13 protein-coding genes and 1 pseudogene are annotated in these 16,093 nt (G+C 62.4%); 9 read left to right on the top strand and 5 right to left on the bottom strand.

All coding sequences use genetic code 11. From position 1 onward, the window contains the following. The first annotated feature begins 96 nt into the window (after positions 1-96). The 3 genes from OKW40_RS28580 to OKW40_RS28570 are packed head-to-tail and all read left to right on the top strand — an operon-like array spanning position 97 to position 3,784. Positions 97-639: a (2Fe-2S)-binding protein gene (locus tag OKW40_RS28580; RefSeq protein WP_429492908.1), complete on the top strand. Its 543-nt coding sequence runs from the start codon at positions 97-99 to the stop codon at positions 637-639. After that, positions 636-1,646, top strand: coding sequence for an FAD binding domain-containing protein (locus OKW40_RS28575; protein ID WP_429492906.1), 1,011 nt, complete (start codon positions 636-638; stop codon positions 1,644-1,646). The genes OKW40_RS28580 and OKW40_RS28575 overlap by 4 nt, the downstream gene beginning before the upstream one ends. After that, positions 1,643-3,784, top strand: a complete 2,142-nt coding sequence (locus OKW40_RS28570; protein WP_429492904.1) for a xanthine dehydrogenase family protein molybdopterin-binding subunit — start codon at positions 1,643-1,645, stop codon at positions 3,782-3,784. The genes OKW40_RS28575 and OKW40_RS28570 overlap by 4 nt, the downstream gene beginning before the upstream one ends. Before the next feature lie 266 nt (positions 3,785-4,050). Here the strand turns inward: OKW40_RS28570 and OKW40_RS28565 are convergent, their stop codons facing one another. The 4 genes from OKW40_RS28565 to OKW40_RS28550 all read right to left on the bottom strand — a co-directional run bounded on the left by OKW40_RS28565 (position 4,051) and on the right by OKW40_RS28550 (position 8,592). Then, positions 4,051-4,938: an amidohydrolase family protein gene (locus OKW40_RS28565; RefSeq protein WP_429493957.1), complete on the bottom strand. Its 888-nt coding sequence runs from the start codon at positions 4,936-4,938 to the stop codon at positions 4,051-4,053. Between the two features lie 89 nt (positions 4,939-5,027). Next, positions 5,028-6,050 carry a substrate-binding domain-containing protein gene (locus OKW40_RS28560; RefSeq protein WP_429492902.1) on the bottom strand — a complete coding sequence of 341 codons (1,023 nt, stop codon included), beginning with the start codon at positions 6,048-6,050 and terminating at the stop codon, positions 5,028-5,030. Between the two features lie 25 nt (positions 6,051-6,075). Beyond that, complete coding sequence (locus OKW40_RS28555) at positions 6,076-7,071, bottom strand: ABC transporter permease (RefSeq protein WP_184063137.1); 996 nt, start codon at positions 7,069-7,071, stop codon at positions 6,076-6,078. A gap of 39 nt (positions 7,072-7,110) precedes the next feature. After that, positions 7,111-8,592, bottom strand: a complete 1,482-nt coding sequence (locus OKW40_RS28550; protein ID WP_429492900.1) for an ATP-binding cassette domain-containing protein — start codon at positions 8,590-8,592, stop codon at positions 7,111-7,113. A 255-nt stretch (positions 8,593-8,847) separates the two neighbouring features. On the opposite strand from OKW40_RS28550, the pseudogene OKW40_RS28545 reads away from it, so the two are divergent. From OKW40_RS28545 to OKW40_RS28520, 6 genes and pseudogenes are all read left to right on the top strand, one after another. Further along, positions 8,848-9,745, top strand: a pseudogene (locus tag OKW40_RS28545) (LysR substrate-binding domain-containing protein). 207 nt (positions 9,746-9,952) lie between these two features. After that, entirely contained in the window at positions 9,953-10,702 is a 750-nt protein-coding gene (locus OKW40_RS28540) for an SDR family NAD(P)-dependent oxidoreductase (protein ID WP_184063143.1), read from the top strand. Between the two features lie 78 nt (positions 10,703-10,780). Further along, positions 10,781-12,109: an MFS transporter gene (locus OKW40_RS28535; RefSeq protein ID WP_429353019.1), complete on the top strand. Its 1,329-nt coding sequence runs from the start codon at positions 10,781-10,783 to the stop codon at positions 12,107-12,109. Between the two features lie 38 nt (positions 12,110-12,147). Next, the gene (locus tag OKW40_RS28530) at positions 12,148-12,993 is read left to right on the top strand and encodes a transketolase (RefSeq protein WP_184063147.1); all 846 of its coding nucleotides are present in this window, start codon (positions 12,148-12,150) and stop codon (positions 12,991-12,993) included. Next, a complete protein-coding gene (locus OKW40_RS28525) occupies positions 12,990-13,991 on the top strand; it encodes a transketolase family protein (RefSeq protein WP_090807419.1) in 1,002 nt (333 codons plus the stop codon). The genes OKW40_RS28530 and OKW40_RS28525 overlap by 4 nt, the downstream gene beginning before the upstream one ends. A 798-nt stretch (positions 13,992-14,789) precedes the next feature. Next, entirely contained in the window at positions 14,790-15,698 is a 909-nt protein-coding gene (locus OKW40_RS28520) for a LysR family transcriptional regulator (protein WP_184063151.1), read from the top strand. A gap of 7 nt (positions 15,699-15,705) precedes the next feature. On the opposite strand, the gene OKW40_RS28515 is transcribed toward OKW40_RS28520, so the two are convergent. Further along, positions 15,706-15,948, bottom strand: a complete 243-nt coding sequence (locus OKW40_RS28515; protein ID WP_429353021.1) for a hypothetical protein — start codon at positions 15,946-15,948, stop codon at positions 15,706-15,708. Positions 15,949-16,093 lie beyond the last annotated feature (145 nt).

The raw sequence follows: 16,093 nt of genomic DNA, 5'->3' as shown, positions 1-16,093 counted from the left end.
ACGGTGCGGAAGCAGGAAGGATATCGTCCCTTGATATCAACTCCATATGGTCTATATACAAGCAGAGTGATTGTTGAAACCGGCAAGGAATTGGGAATGGGCGACGCTACTTTCGGGGAGCAATTAGCTCCAAATGGAGACGCCGGGCTGCCTTGGTCAAGCAGCATCACGGTGGCGATGCGTGTGAACGGCCAGCCGCGGGCCGCTACGGTGAACCCGCGCGTCACGCTGCTGGACTGGTTGCGCGAAGTCTCGGGTCTCAGCGGCGCCAAGAAGGGCTGTAATGAAGGCGCATGCGGCACCTGCACCGTGCTGGTCGACGGCAAGCGGATGAACAGCTGTCTGACGCTCGTCGTGCAATGTGACGGCTGCGAGGTCACGACTGTCGAAGGTCTGGCCGCCTCCGACGGGACGCTGCATCCGGTACAGCAGGCATTTATCGAGCACGATGCCTTTCAGTGCGGCTATTGCACGCCCGGGCAAATCGTCTCCGCGGTCGCCTGCATCGCTGAAGGGCACGCGACCGATGAGGCGAGCGTTCGCGAATGGATGAGCGGCAATCTGTGCCGCTGCTCTTGCTATCCGCAGATCGCGGCGGCCGTGCTCGATGCCGCCGGCGCGGCCGGGCACGAACGATGAAAAACTTCGAATACGCGCGTGGCGCAACCACGCAACAGGTAGTCGCGTCGTTGGCGGCGGGCAACGTGGCGATCATCGCGGGCGGTACGGAGCTGCTCAACTGGATGCGGCTCGGCATCGCAGCGCCCGATCGCGTCGTCGATGTCGGTGGACTCACAGGTCTCGTTCGTATTGTGCGCGAGCGTGACGATCTGGTGATCGGCGCGCTGACGGACCTGAACGTGATCGGTGAAGACGCGCTCGTCGGCGCCCACGCGAGCGCGCTGGCTCAAGCCTGTCTGCTCGCCGCCTCGGCGCAGGTGCGCAACCGCGCGACGCTCGGCGGCAATGTGATGCAAAAGACGCGATGCGCTTATTTTCGTTCGGAAGCGCCGTTGCCATGGGGCTGCAACAAGCGCAATCCCGGGTCGGGCTGCCCCGCGCGCAATGGCATCAACGAACGGCATGCAATTTTTGGCTGGACCGATGCATGCGTCGCGGTTCAACCGTCCGATCCGGCTGTGGCACTGGCTTGTCTGGATGCGACAGCTGAGGTCATCGGGCCGAACGGCGGTCGAATGATCAAGATGACGGAGTTCCACCTGACGCAGCAGGAAGCGGCCGGCATGGGCGGCGATGCCGCCCGGCTCGAGACGAGACTGGCTGCCGACGAAGTGATCGTCTCCTTTCACATACCCATCCGCGCGGACGCACGATCGGCCTACGTAAAAGTCCGCGAGCGCGCCAGCTACGAATATGCGCTGGTCTCGGCAGCCGCATCCGTGGAGCTCGATCGGGATCGCATTGTGTCGGCGCGCATCGCACTTGGCTCGGTGGCGCAACGTCCGTGGCGCCTTCCAGCCGCGGAGGCGTCGCTGGCCGGGCAGGCGCCGACCAGGGAAGTGGTCACGCCGATTGTCGACGCGGCAATGAGCGACGCCCGGCCGCTCGCTCACAATGGCTACAAGGTGACGATGGCGCGCAATGCCGCGGTGCGTGCGTTACTGACGGCAGCAGGGCGATCATGAGCATCGGCACGGCGGTCTCCCGCGTGGAAGGCCAGGCGAAGGTCACGGGACAGGCGAAATTCGCGGCTGACAACACGCCGCCCGGCACGCTTCATGCGGCGTTGGTCGGCGCGCCCGTCGCGTCGGGCCGGCTGATCGACGTGGATGCCACCACGGCACTTACCTTACCGGGTGTGGTGCGGGTGCTTACCGCGCACGATATGCCGCGATTCGGTGCGGTTCAGCCGCCAGCGGCGGTGCTCGCACTGCCGTTGCAAAACGACGCGATCCGGTACGAAGGCGAGCCGGTCGCAATCGTGCTTGCGGAATCCATCGAGGCGGCGGAAGCCGGCCGCGATGCCGTGCTTGTCCGTTGCGAGCGCGACGACCCCATCCTTCCCGGTGCCGCGCCGCGCGAGCCGCCGCCCGAGCCACGCATGCTCGGCGACGATCTGGAGATGGGCGACGTCGATGCGATTTTCGGAACCGCACAGGCAAGCGTGGCGGCGACGTATATTCAAGCCGCGCGTCACCACAATGCGATGGAGACATCGGGCACCGTTGCGCGATTCGAGCACGGCAAGCTCACGCTGTGGGATGCGGTTCAGGCGAGCGAGAATGTGCCGCTTGTCGTAGCCGCGGCACTCGGCATGAGGCCGGACGACATTCACGTGATTGCACCGCACACGGGCGGCGGGTTCGGCTCGAAGGGATATGTGTGGCCGCACCAGATTCTTGCCGCCGCCGCGGCACGCGTCGCGGGGCGGCCCGTGAAGCTTCATCTGCGGCGTCACGATCAGTTCGTCTGCGTCGGCTATCAGCCGTGGGTGAAACAGGACATCAAGCTTGCGGCAACGGCGGACGGCCGGCTCAGCGCCATCGATCACGAAATCGTCAATTCGAGCGCGATTGCGGACACGCATCTGGAGCCCGCAAGCGAAGCAAGCAAGACGCTTTATGCGTCGCCCGCCATTCGCACCAAGCAGTGGCTGGAGCGGCGCAACATCAACGTGCCCACGCCAATGCGCGCGCCGGTGGAAGGTCCGGGACTATGGGCGCTCGAAAGCGCGATGGACGAACTCGCCGTGGCGCTGAAGATCGACCCGCTCGATCTACGACTGGCGAACTACGCCGAGGTCGATCCGCATACGAACAAGCCTTGGTCGTCAAAAAAGCTTCGCGAGGCGTATGAGGAAGGCGCGCGGCTTTATGGCTGGCGCACGCGCGGCGAGACGCCACGACGAGACGGAGCATGGCGCATTGGACATGGGATGGCGACGAGCTCAATGGGCAATTTCCGCTTTCCCGGCGGGGCGCGCGTGCGCCTGAGGTCCGACGGCACGGCGCTGATCGAGGCGAACACGCACGATATCGGCACCGGCACGCAGACGGTCTTTTGCCAGATCGCGGCCGAAGAGCTGGGCTTGCCGATCGAGAACGTGTCGATTGTGTGGGGCGATACCAACCTTCACCCGGCGAGTCCCGTCTATGGATCGAGCGCCACGGGCAGCACGGGAAGCGCGATCGCACTGGCTTGCCGGGAAATCAACGCGAAGCTCGATGCGCTCGGCGGGAAAGACGTTCGCGCGAGCCTGCGGCGGGCTAATCTACCGGAGATGGTCGCGGACGGTGCGTTCACGCTTCCGGGTGGCGCCAGCTTCAGCGCGGACGGGGACGGTACGCCATACGCGATGCGGACGTGGGGTGCGATCTTTGTCGAAGTAGGCGTCGATCCCGAGCTTGGCCTCGTGCGCTTGCGCCGGGCGGTGGGTGCCTATTCCGCGGGCCGGATCATCAATCCGAAAACGGCGCGAAGCCAGATGACGGGCGCGATCATCTGGGGTTGGGGCAAGGCGACGATGGAAGAAAGCGTGCAGGAGCCCAATACCGGTGGCTGGCTCGCGAAGAATCTGTCGAACGTGGCGGTCCCGGTGAATGCGGACATTCCGCTCGATATCAAGATCCACTTCGTCAGTGAGTATGATCCGCATGCAAGTGCGATCGGTACCCGCGGCATCGGAGAACTCGGCGCGACCGGCGTGGATGCCGCAGTGGCCGCAGCCGTCTACGACGCCATTGGCTTGCGTGTGCGCGACCTGCCCATTTTGCCGGGCAAGATACTGGCAGGCCTTTCGAGTCAGCACGCCGCTGCGGGATAGCACCATCTGTGCCTTGTGTGACAACGCTCGCTGACATATTGCACCCGCACACCGGGAGTTACAGGTTTATTTCAGCGAGCGGATGTTCCCGCTGACCGGCGACCGGGAAGTGTTCCCACGGTTTTTCGCGATCCTGTACAGACTGTCGCGAGGCGCCTGCGAACGGCAGTTCACGAGCCCAATTGCGGCACATCGGCAAGTCGGGCATGTCCCGAAGTGCCCCCTCGGCAGATTGCTTTTCGCAGCAAGCCGGAAAAACGCTCAGTTCAGAGCCTATACACCCGCTCCGCATTGTCGTGAAATAGCGCGCGCCGCTCGTCGGACGAAAATTCTTGCGTAATTTCCTTGAATGCGTTGAATACGGCGTCATAGCTGCTAAACAGTTTGTCGACCGGGAAATTGCTCGCGAACATACAGCGGTTCGCCCCGAACGCTTCAATCGCGTGCAGCACGAACGGCCGGATGCTATCCACCGTCCATTTCCAGTCTCCCATGCCCAGTCCGGATATCTTGCAGAAAACGTTGGGAGCCGATGCGAGCGATTTCATGCCCTGCTTCCAGCCTTCGATTTCTTCCGGCATCCGGTCGACTGGCATGCCGGTGTGGTTGAGCACCATCAGCGTATCGGGAAACTCCCGTGCGAGAGACAAGGCCTCTTCCATCTGGGTGTAGTAGAGTTGCAGGTCGAACGACAGGTCGTATCGCTTGAGCAACGCATAGCCTCGACGCCATTGCGGATCGCTCATCAGATTTGGGTTATCGATAAACGTCTTCACCGGATCGCGGTGGAAATTCAGACACTGACGGATGCCCCGCACGTTGGCGAACACACAGTGTTCCTCGATCACAGCCTGCGTGTTCGGCGAGGCGAGGTCCGCGAATGCGACGATACCGTGCGGATAACCGTGAACATCGGCGACGCCCTGGAGCCAACGCGTCTCGGCGACAGGATCGTTGTGGTCATATTCGACCTGCAGGTGAACCGACTTCACGACGTTCTGGTTCCTGATGTCGGCGAGGAAATCGTCGATGAGATAGTCGCGGCGAATGGCCGAATAGTCACCGAATACGCGCTCCAGCATCGGCCTCTGCAGCCAGGGATAGTTACCGGTTTTGAGATCGTAGAGATGATGATGCGGGTCGATGATCGACAGATTGTCCATGATGTCTCCCGTTTAGAGTAAGCCGGAATGCGTTGCCGCTCGCGGCGTACGAACGTCAACGCCACAACCGCCATGCACTATTAGTAGTTGCCCGCCGAAGGCGGATAGACTCGCTTGACCGTCGCCTGTACCTCCGGCTTATCGATGGTCTCTTTCGTCACGAGCGGCTCCTTGAGCGCCAGTTCCTGGGTGGTCGGCTGATGGTTCAGTGCGTTGAAGACCTGCGTGGTCGCGTCGATTCCCTGCCCGACCGCCTCCTGCAGGAATATCCCCTGGATCGCGCCATCGCGCAGCAGCCTGATCGTCGTCGGACTGCCGTCGGCGGTCACGACGGCAACCTTGCCGACCATGCCGCGCGTTTGCAGCGCCTTCGCGGCGCCCGTAGCGGCTTCGTCGTACATGCCGTAGATCGCCTTGACGTCCGGATGCGCCGTCAGCACGTCGTTCGCCTGGGTGACCGCCTCGTTGACGGTCAGGCCGTGCGTCTCCAACACCTGGACGACTTCACACCCATCAGCCTTGAACGACTCCTGCGCGCCCTTCAAATACTTCTGCGCGTTCTCGCGATCCTGCGGCAGCGACAGCACTGCCACCTTGTTGCTGCCGCGCTCCTTCGCGAGCTTGCAGACATAGGCGCCCTCTGCCTTGCCGGTGTCGTAGTTATTGGCGGTGACCGCCGACGTATAGTCGGTCTGACCGGCTTGCGGCCCGATGCCGGTGAATGCGACCGGGACCGACTTCGACTTCAACAGACGCAGCACCGGCGGCGTGCTGGTCAAACTGACCGGCCCCATGACGATCGCGCTCACGCCGCGTGTCATCGCCGTGCGGACGTTGTCCATCTGCTTGGCCGGGGAATTCTCGGAGGTGAACTCGACGTAATCCATGCCGAGTTCCTTCGCTCGTTGCTTCACGCCGTAGGCCACCCACTGCCAGTACGAAATATCCAGTGACGGCGCGATGTACGCGACGGTCTGCCGGTCCGCGGCGAACGACATCTGCGACGCGAAGGCCATGCTGATCGCCAATGCCGATGCCCCGATCAACCGTCCAAGCGGACGGTCTGAAAACCTGCCGGCTGATTGCAACGTGTGCTTGTCCATCTCCGTCTCCTGAGCTGGCCCGTGCTTAACGCCGGGCTTTGGTAACGCGGTCGACGAGGACCGCAATGAGAATGACGACGCCTGTGACGGTGCCTTGCCAGAAGCTGTTGACACCGATAAGATTCGCGCCGTTCTGAATGATGGTGATCATGAGTGCGCCAAGCAGCGCGCCAATCGCAGAGCCTGTTCCGCCGAACAGACTCGCTCCGCCGATCACGACTGCCGCGATTGCCTGCAGCATCAGGCTCGAACCCGCGGTCGCTTCCGCATTACTGATGTAGGACACGCTGACGATGCTCGCGAATGAAGCGAACAGTCCCGACAGCAGGTAGGCGCCCAGCCGCACGCGATTGACCGGGATGCCGATCACGCGGGCCGATGAACTGCTGCTGCCGATCGCATACAGCCACCGCCCCGCGACGACCTTGCGCAGGCAGTACTCGATCGCGACGAGCAGCAGCACGCACCACAGCGCGTAGTTCGGCAGGCCGGGAATCAGCGTTCCGGAATTCAGCAGGTAGTAGTTGGGATCTGAAATGGGCAGCGAATGACCATCTGTGACGATGAACGAGAGGCTTCCTGCGATTGCGTACGTGCTCAGCGTCACGACGAACGGCGCCAGCCCGACGAAGGTCACGAGCGCACCGTTGAGCGCGCCGATCACGATTCCGACCGACAGCCCCGCGAGACTGCTGACGATTGCGCCGTAACCGTGCGTCATGGCCAGACCCGTGACCATGCCGGTTAGCGAGAACACCGAGCCGACGGACAGATCGATCCCGCCCGTGATGATCACGAGCAGCACGCCGAACGCCATGATCACGAGCGGCGCGGCCGCTTGCGTCACATTGGAAATGTTGCCACCGGACAGCGCCGCCGGCACGATCATGCCGACCGCGAGTTCGATCACGACGATGGCGATCGCAATGGCGATCTCCGTGCGATACGTCGACAGCAAACGGCGCAATGCGCCGCCAGACTGGCGATGCTCGCCCGCGATCGGCTGAGTGACTGATTTCATGACTGTCTCCAGATAAATATCGTTCGTATGCAAAGCGGTCTAGGCAGCCATGCCGGTCGCGGCAGCCAGTTGCGTCTCGTTCACGTCGGCATGACGCAACACTTCGGTCGGCCTGCCGTCGAGGTCGAACGCAAGTACCGTGTCGCACAACTCGACGAGTTCGATGTATTCGGTTGACCACCAGACGATCGTCGTGCCCTGCTGCGCCATCCTGCGGATCAGCCCGTAGATTTCCCGCTTCGTGCGGATGTCCACGCCGCGTGTAGGTTCTTCGAGCACCAGCAGCCTGGGCCGCAGTAACAGCCAGCGGGCCACCAGCAGTTTCTGCTGGGTGCCGCCGCTGAGCGTTGCGGGCAAGTCCCACAGCGAGCCTGCGCGGATTTTCAGTGCGTCAAGTAGTTGGGTGCTTTGCTCGATCTCCGCGCGACCCACGACTTGGCGCCGCCCGACGACACGCGCAGCGGCGACGAGGTTGTCGACGATTGGCAGGGTAGCGAGGATGCCTTTGTTGGAGCGGTCGCCGGAGACAAAGCCGACACCGTCGCGTGCGCCGGCGGAGGGGTGGGCGTATCTCACGCGCGTGCCATCACGCGTGATGGCCCACGCTCCGGCGGGTGCGATACCGGTTAGCGCATCGATAAGCGACGATGGACCGACAGGTGCGCCAGCGAGGCCGACAATCGCGCCTTGGGGAACCTCGATCGCCACGCCATCACGTTCGATGCGAATCACGCCGGCGGAGTGGGCCTTGGCGCCATCGTGAGGTTCCCGGTCGGCAAGCGGCGCGGCTTGTGTCAACTGCGCCGAGCCCGCTACGCTTTCCGCCGCGTCGTCGACCACGACGCTTTGTCCCATGCATTCAATGATTTCGCGGTCCGTGATCGCGCCGAGCGCGGCACGGTCGACCGCTGTCTTGCCATCGCGGATGATCGTGCAGACATCGGCTATCTGGCGGATCTCGCGCATTCGGTGCGAGACGAACAGCACAGCGAGCCCCGCGTCGGCGATCAACCGGCGTATCACCGAAAAGAGCCGGCCCGTTTCCGCCGCGGTCAGATTTGCAGTCGGCTCGTCGAGCAGCAGCAGCTTCGCCCCTGAGCCGAGCGCGCGGGCGATCTCCACCAGTTGGCGCTCATGCAGCGTCAGGCTGCTGACGAGCCGTCCTGCCGATTCGCGCGCGAAGTGAGGATCGATCAGTGAGAGCGCTTCGATGGCGATGGCCATCGAAGCCCGTTCGCTGTAGCGGGCGCACCCGCGCTGTAAGCGCGGCATGGCGATGTTCTCGGCGACGGATAGATGCGGCAGCAGCGCCAGTTCCTGATTGACCACGGCAATGGTGCCCGCGGCGACATGGCCGCCCACGGATGTGCCGATGTCCTGTCCGTCGAATTCGAGCGAGCCGCCGTCGCGGTCGAACTGGCCAGAGATGATTTTGATGAGCGTCGATTTGCCTGCGCCGTTGCCGCCCAGAAACGCGTGCACTTCGCCTGCGGCGATTGAAATATCAAAACCCTTCAACACGCTCGTGGGTCCGAAGCTTTTGACGATCGAACGCGCCGTCAGCAGAAAGGACGGATAATTCATCGCTGTCTCCTGCGCAGCTGTTGCGTTGCGCAATATATGTCTATGGTTTACCGCGGTGCTGCCGGTGCATTGACGCTGTCAGCATCAGGAAACTTCACGGCCCCGGGTTAAGCGGCTTGCCCACAGAATGGCAGTGCGGATGGCGTGCTAACAAGGCGGTTTCATTCAACTTCGACTGAAATAAATTTCACTATGCGCATCCCACCCGTGAAAGCTATCGTCGCTTTCGAGAGCGTGGCCCGAACCAGGAGTGTCAGCCGTGCATCCGAAGAACTTGGTCTGACCGCTTCGGCGGTGAGCCATCAGATCAGCAACCTCGAATCGATCATCGGCCAACCACTTTTCTATCGGTCGGGCCGGGGTCTCGTCCTGACACCGACAGGCGAGCGCTATCTGTCGGACGTGACGGGCTCTCTTGCTGATCTGAGGCCGCGCGACCGAGCGCGCATCGAGCCGCGCCGACGTCGATATCCTGCGTGTGCATTCCAGCCCCAGCTTCGGGCTCATGTGGCTGTTGCCCAGGCTCGCGTCGTTTCAGGAAGCCAATGGCGATATCCAGTTGAATCTGGCCTGCTCGTATGAAGATGTATCGTTTACCAGTGGCTACTACGACATCGACTTGCGGCATGGCTATGCGAACTGGCGCGATCTCGAGGTCAGGACACTGCGCAATGAATTCATCGCGCCGCTCGCCTCGCCGAGATATCTGGAAAGCCATCCGGTCAGAACGCCGGAAGACCTTCTGGAGCATCGTCTGATCTATTCGGAGACGCCGCTCGTCCAGTGGAAGCAGTGGTTCGGACGCACCGGCGTGTCCGCTGCGCACAAGACTTTCGATTTCTCGTTTGACCGCTCGTACATGTCGCTCGAGACGGCCGCACTTGGCCTGGGCATTGCGTTAGAAAGCCTGATGCTCGCGTCGGTACGAATCAAGGAAGGTGCGCTCGTGCCGGTATTCGCTGATTCGCACTCTGTCGAAGTGGGCGCGCATCATCTGGTCTATCCGCCCCAGAACGCGGAGCTCCCACGCGTTGCGCGGTTCATCGCCTGGATCGAGCGGGAAATCGGTCACAGGGACCGTACGGCGTAATGACTGCGCCGAATCGGCATCAGGGTATTCCGGTACGTGCATGAGCATGCGGGTTGTTTCGGCGCGTCGACACAGCGACCCGGCATGCCTCGCGGGCTGGCAGCCGGTTACCTGAAAATTTCTCAAGCATAGTTGAGCGCCACGGTGTTGATGCGAGTGACCGCGTGCCGGACACTGCGTCATCAGATCAACACCCAGGAGACAATCATGCTGCTCGACAACAAGGTCGTTATCGTCACGGGCGCGGCTTCACCGCGCGGAATCGGCAAAGCCACCGCCAAAGCACTGGCCGAGCAAGGCGCGCGAATCGTGATCCTCGACTTGCGCGAAGAAGACGCGAAACAGGCCGCTGCCGATCTCGGCGAAGCCCATCTCGGGCTCGCCTGCGACGTCACCGACAAAGACGCTTGCGTGAAGGCCGCGAAGGCGACGCTCGAACGATACGGCCGCATCGACGGCCTCATCAACAACGCCGGCATCACGCAGCCAGTGCGCACACTGGACATCACCGCCGAGGGCTTCGACGCAATCGTCGACGTCAATCTGCGTGGCACGCTCTATATGTCGCAAGCCGTATTGCCGGCGATGAAAGAGCAGAAAGGCGGCAGCATCGTATGCATGTCGTCGGTGTCGGCGCAACGAGGCGGTGGTATTTTCGGCGGCCCCCATTACAGCGCCGCGAAGGCCGGCGTACTCGGTCTCGCCCGTGCGATGGCGCGAGAGTTCGGTCCCGACAGCATTCGCATCAACTCGATCACGCCCGGTCTGATCCAGACCGACATTACCGGCGACAAACTCACCGCGGAGATGCGCGTGGACATCATCAAAGGCATTCCGCTTGGCCGGCTTGGCGATGCTGCCGATGTCGCAAACGCGTGCCTCTTTCTGGTGAGCGATCTGTCAACGTATCTCACCGGCATCACGCTCGACGTGAACGGCGGCATGCTTATTCATTGACTGACACCGTGCGCCCGAGAGAGGGCGCTGAATTCCAGGTACCCGGGCCAACCCGGGGCCAGTGGATGGAGACAAAACATGAAATCCAAGAGTACCGCTTCGCCCATCGAAGGCGGCGTGTTGCCCCTTGCCGACTCGCCCAGCTTCGAATCGAAGACCTACGCGAAAGTAAGCCGCCGGCTCATCCCATTCCTCATGCTGTGCTACCTTGGCGCATATCTCGATCGGGTCAACGTCGGCTTCGCGAAGCTTCAGATGCTCAACGATCTGCGCTTTAGCGAGACGGTCTACGGCATGGGCGCAGGCATCTTCTTTCTCGGCTATTTTCTGTTCGAAGTGCCGAGCAACCTCGTCCTTCACCGTGTCGGCGCGCGCAAATGGCTCGCGCGAATCATGCTCACGTGGGCGGTGATTTCCGCGAGCTTCGTTTTTGTGAAATCACCGACGGCGTTCTACGTGTTGCGATTTCTGCTGGGCGTCGCTGAAGCGGGCTTCGCACCTGGCGTAATTCTCTATCTGACCTACTGGTTTCCGGCTGCCCGCCGAGCGAAGGCGCTCTCGCTGTTTTTTATGGCGATTCCGCTGGCCGGCATAATCGGCGGCCCGCTTTCGGGCTGGATTTTGCACTCGCTGCATGGCACGCTGGATATGGCCGGCTGGAAATGGCTGTTCCTGCTCGAAGCGTTGCCCTCGCTCGTGCTCGGTATAGCGATCCTGCTGTATCTCGATGACAGCATTGTCAAGGCAAAGTGGCTCACCGAATCGGAAAAGACCCTGCTCGCACGCAATGTCGCGAGCGATAACGCGCATAAGATCGCCCACATCTCGGTCAGATCGTTCATCGGGGACCGTCGCTTGTGGCTGATGGCCGCGATCTACTTCTGCGTCGTGCTCGGCCAGTACGGTCTGACGTTCTGGCTGCCGACGATCATCCGCAAGTCCGGCGTTGCCGATCCGCTGTGGGTGGGACTGTTCACTGCGATCCCGTATCTGTGCGCCATCATCGCGCTGCCCTTGATCGGCATGAGCGCTGACCGTCGCCGCGAGCGCCGGCTGCACCTGGCGATTCCCATGCTGGTCGCCGCCGCGGGCTTCGCCGTATTGCCCACGCTCGGCAGCATCCCCGCCTCGATCGTCTGTTTGAGTATCGCGGCAGCAGGCATCCTCGCCTCGTCGTCGCAGTTCTGGTCGTTGCCGACAGCCTTGCTAGGCGGCATGTCTGCCGCAGCCGGAATAGCTGCCGTGAACTGCGTCGCCAATCTCGCCGGCTTCTTTTCTCCAGCGATCGTGGGCTGGCTGAACGACCTGACAGGTAAGTCAACAGCGGGGCTGATCTTCATCTCGACCGCTATCACGCTCGGTGCCTGCCTTGTCTTCCTGGTGCCCGCTAAAACCGTGAACCGCTGAACCTCCTTCACCCATTCCGACTGATCACAGGAGACGACATGAACAGTCCATCCAATGCCTCGACGGCATCGCTTGCCGAGCACGCTTACCGTATCCGCAGAAACGCCCTGTTGATGGGCGAAGTCCAGGGACAAGGCTACATCGGGCAGGCGCTCGACATCGCCGATGTGCTGGCCGTTGCTTACTTTGGCGCGATGCGCTATCGCCCCGAAGACCCTGAGTGGGAAGAGCGCGACCGCTTCCTGTTGTCCAACGGACATTACGCAATCGCGCTGTATGCGGCGCTGCTCGAAGCAGGCATTCTGCCGGCCGAAGAGCTAGAAACCTACGGCAGCGACGATAGCCGCTTGCCGATGTCCGGCATGGCCAGCTATACGCCTGGCATGGAGATGTCCGGTGGTTCGCTCGGCCACGGCCTGACCATCGCGGTCGGACGGTGCCTCGGACTCAAGCGCAAGCATTCTGCTTCGTTCGTGTACACGCTGTTCTCTGACGGCGAACTGGATGAAGGCGCGATCTGGGAAGGCATCATGTCGGCAAGCCACTGGAAGCTCGACAACCTGATCGCGGTGGTCGACGTGAACAACCAGCAGGCCGACGGCCCGTCCACGCAGATCATGGCGTTCGAGCCGCTTGTCGAAAAACTGGAGGCGTTCGGCTGGTTCACGCAACGCGTCGACGGCAACGATATTGCCGCCGTGGCCGCTGCGTTCGACGCGGCCCGCGCGCATCCCATTGCGCAACCGCGCATGATCATCGCCGATACACGCATGGGTTGCGGCGTGCCGTTTCTCGAAGAACGCGAGAAGAACCACTTTATCCGCGTCGATGCCCACGAATGGCAATTGGCGCTGCAGGCACTCGAAGCAGGGAGACAAGCATGAGCAACGCAACGACAAGCAAGCCGCGCCTGAAGACCTCGGCCATGATCGCCTCGATCGCTGGCGAAGGACAGATCACGCGTTCGGCGCCTTTCGGCCACGCACTGGTGGAATTGGCACGGCAGAACACGAACGTCGTCGGCATGACGGCCGACCTCGGCAAGTACACCGACCTGCACATTTTCGCCAGGGAGTTTCCCGAGCGCTACTACCAGATGGGCATGGCGGAGCAATTGCTGATGGGCGCGGCGGCCGGCCTTGCGCACGAGGGCGCGCAACCGTTCGTCACGACCTATGCGGTATTCGCTACGCGCCGCGCCTATGACTTCATGCATCAGGCCATCGCCGAGGACAACCTCGACGTCAAGATCGTCTGCGCATTGCCGGGTCTGACTACTGGCTATGGTCCGAGCCACCAGGCGGCTGAAGATATCGCGTTGATGCGCGCGATGCCGAACATGACGGTGATCGACCCGTGCGATGCGCTCGATATCGAACAGATGGTGCCGGCGATTTCCGCACATAAAGGACCGGTGTACGCGCGCCTGCTACGCGGCAACGTACCTGCTGTGCTCGACGAATACGACTACACCTTCGAACTCGGCAAAGCGAAGATGCTGCGCGACGGCGCCGACGTGCTGATCATCTCCTCCGGCATCATGACGATGCGCGCACTTGAAGCGGCGAAGGCGTTTGAAAAAGATCGGATCGACGTGGGCGTGCTGCACGTACCGACCGTCAAGCCGCTCGACACCGAGACGATTCTCCGCGAAGCGAAGCGCTCGGGTCGGCTCGTGGTGGTAGCGGAGAATCACACGGTAATTGGCGGTCTCGGCGAAGCGGTGGCGGCGGAACTGATGCGCGCGGGCGTGTCCTGTCCGTTCCGGCAGGTGGGACTGCCGGATGCGTTCCTTGCTGCCGGTGCGTTACCTACGCTCCATGACCGCTACGGAATTTCCACGTCGACGATGGTTGAGGCGATCAAGCGGTGGTTGGTCTGAGGCAAGGCACTCGCCGTCAGACGGGTGACTCGGAATCAGGGGAAATTCGCGGCTGCCGAGGTGCGAATGTCCGGAAAGCAAGCTGTAACTGCCTCAGAAACGCAAGCGCGTGTCAGCGCCTTCTATCGGTTGAATGAGACAGCACACGGGGAGCGGCGATACGTTATGTGCCTACGCCTGCCGCGCTGTCGGCGCCGCCGTCCGGCACCTGTATGTAGTCGTCCTGCGAAAGGTCCCTTATTCAGGCTCCGTCGTTGGCTCCGCACGCTCCGACACATCATTCCCCTTCGCGTGCATGCACTCCAGGTACGCGAGATCGTATCTTTGCTGCACGTTCAGTTGTGCCCGCGGCACGTGGGCGTCGCTCGCGGCGCGCGTGTCGACACCGCTCGCCAGCTGCTCCCTCGCATACTGTTTGCACTGCGCATCGTCCCGCAGAAAAACGGTGAATGGCTTGTCGCGCCCCGGCTTCACGGCTACCGCCGGCCCTATGGGCTGCGACACGCATCCGGCGGCAACCGAGCAGGCCGTCACGGCAATCTTGATTCGACAAAGAATACTCACGGCGTCCGTCCCTATCCGAGGCTATCAAGATAGCAGCGTCCCGACGGAGAGGAAGTAAAGGGTAATAAGGTCGACATGCATGCTCTCGCTTGCCTGGTACTTCGCGAAATGGGGATTCCCTACGACGGGTTAACGGCGAGCGGCCCGACGTCTTAAGGGCGACGCAAATCCCGCGCGGCGTTACGATATCTGCGTTCAACCGACAGCCGATTCCTTCCGCTCGACCGCCGCCCCATGGAACTGAAGCAGATCCAGTATTTCATCGCTCTCTTCGAGGAGGGCACCGTGACCCGCGCGGCCAAGCGGCTGAACATCGCGCAGCCCGCGCTCAGCATGCAGATTTCGAAGCTCGAAGCCGAAGTGCGGCAGACACTTTTCGCGCGCGGCCCGCATGGCATGGCTCCGACCGAAGCGGCGCGGCTCATGTACCGCCTCTACACGCCGATCATGCGCGACATCGAACATGCCCGCGAGCATCTGAGCCGGCGCGATGTCATCGTGACGGGACGCGTGTCGCTCGGGATGGTGTCGTCGGAGGCGCAAAGCGTGCTGCCCGAATCGCTCGCACGGTTCGACGCCCTTTTTCCGCAAGTCGAAGTGTCCGTCGCGGACGGCTTCAGCGCGCAACTCATCGACGCCGTCGAAGCGGGCCGACTCGATGCCGCGATCATCAACAAGCCGCGCGGGCGGCTCACGCTCGACGTGGAGCCGCTGCTGGTGGAAGAAATGGTGCTGGTGACGAGCGCGGCGCACGGGCCGGATCTGCCGGAGACGATGCATCTGGTCACGCAGTCCGGTATCGAATTTGTGCTCCCCACGCGCCGCAACGGACTGCGCGGCGCGCTCGACGCCGCCTTGATGGCCGCCGACGTCGTCATTCAGCCGAAGTTCGAGATCGATCTGCTCAGCACCATCGTGCAGTTCGTCGAGCAGAGCAGCATCGCGACGATCCTGCCGCGCGTCGTGGTGCAGGCGAAGGTGGACGAAGGCCTGCTGCGGGCGCGCACGATCGACTCGCCGCCGATCGTGCGTCACATCATTCAGGTCACGCACCCGAAGCGCCCGATCGGGCCGGCGGCGCAGGCGCTCATTGCGATCATCACCGAGGAGATCCGGCGCGTGACCACTGGCGCGCGGGCTTAGTGAAAACTCAACCGCCGCTCGGGCTCATCGGTTCACGCGCGCTGCACGACGCATCGCTGCGCGTGCCGAACAGCGTGTCGCAGATCGGGAACGTGAGGTTGAAGTTCTGCGTCGCCATAAGTTCGGGATCGTGATGCGTGACGTGCAGGCGCCGGACTGTGTTGATGAGCGGCACGCGGTCGAGAAACGGGCTGTCCGTCACATGCGAAAGCGTGCGCAGCCCTTCGTACATCAGATAGTACGCGGCCATGCAGCACATAGCGGTGCGCGGCCCATTCCGCCCAGTTGCCGAACAGAAAGAGCGGCACGACCGCGAGCCATTCCGCGAACGTCGGCGCATGAAGCTGCGCGGCGCAATAGACGATCACCGCCGTCGTGAAAATGAGCGTGAAGCC

Source organism: Paraburkholderia sp. RAU6.4a (assembly GCF_050435625.1).
Classification (GTDB): Bacteria; Pseudomonadota; Gammaproteobacteria; order Burkholderiales; family Burkholderiaceae; genus Paraburkholderia; species Paraburkholderia tuberum.
This window is presented reverse-complemented; position numbering and strand designations above follow the sequence as displayed.

Coding starts and splice junctions, on each gene's coding strand:
- OKW40_RS28580 (WP_429492908.1), top strand. CDS start 97: ATGGGCGACGCTACTTTCGGGGAGCAATTAGCTCCAAATGGAGACGCC.
- OKW40_RS28575 (WP_429492906.1), top strand. CDS start 636: ATGAAAAACTTCGAATACGCGCGTGGCGCAACCACGCAACAGGTAGTC.
- OKW40_RS28570 (WP_429492904.1), top strand. CDS start 1,643: ATGAGCATCGGCACGGCGGTCTCCCGCGTGGAAGGCCAGGCGAAGGTC.
- OKW40_RS28560 (WP_429492902.1), bottom strand. CDS start 6,050: ATGGACAAGCACACGTTGCAATCAGCCGGCAGGTTTTCAGACCGTCCG.
- OKW40_RS28555 (WP_184063137.1), bottom strand. CDS start 7,071: ATGAAATCAGTCACTCAGCCGATCGCGGGCGAGCATCGCCAGTCTGGC.
- OKW40_RS28540 (WP_184063143.1), top strand. CDS start 9,953: ATGCTGCTCGACAACAAGGTCGTTATCGTCACGGGCGCGGCTTCACCG.
- OKW40_RS28535 (WP_429353019.1), top strand. CDS start 10,781: ATGAAATCCAAGAGTACCGCTTCGCCCATCGAAGGCGGCGTGTTGCCC.
- OKW40_RS28530 (WP_184063147.1), top strand. CDS start 12,148: ATGAACAGTCCATCCAATGCCTCGACGGCATCGCTTGCCGAGCACGCT.
- OKW40_RS28525 (WP_090807419.1), top strand. CDS start 12,990: ATGAGCAACGCAACGACAAGCAAGCCGCGCCTGAAGACCTCGGCCATG.
- OKW40_RS28520 (WP_184063151.1), top strand. CDS start 14,790: ATGGAACTGAAGCAGATCCAGTATTTCATCGCTCTCTTCGAGGAGGGC.
- OKW40_RS28515 (WP_429353021.1), bottom strand. CDS start 15,948: ATGGCCGCGTACTATCTGATGTACGAAGGGCTGCGCACGCTTTCGCAT.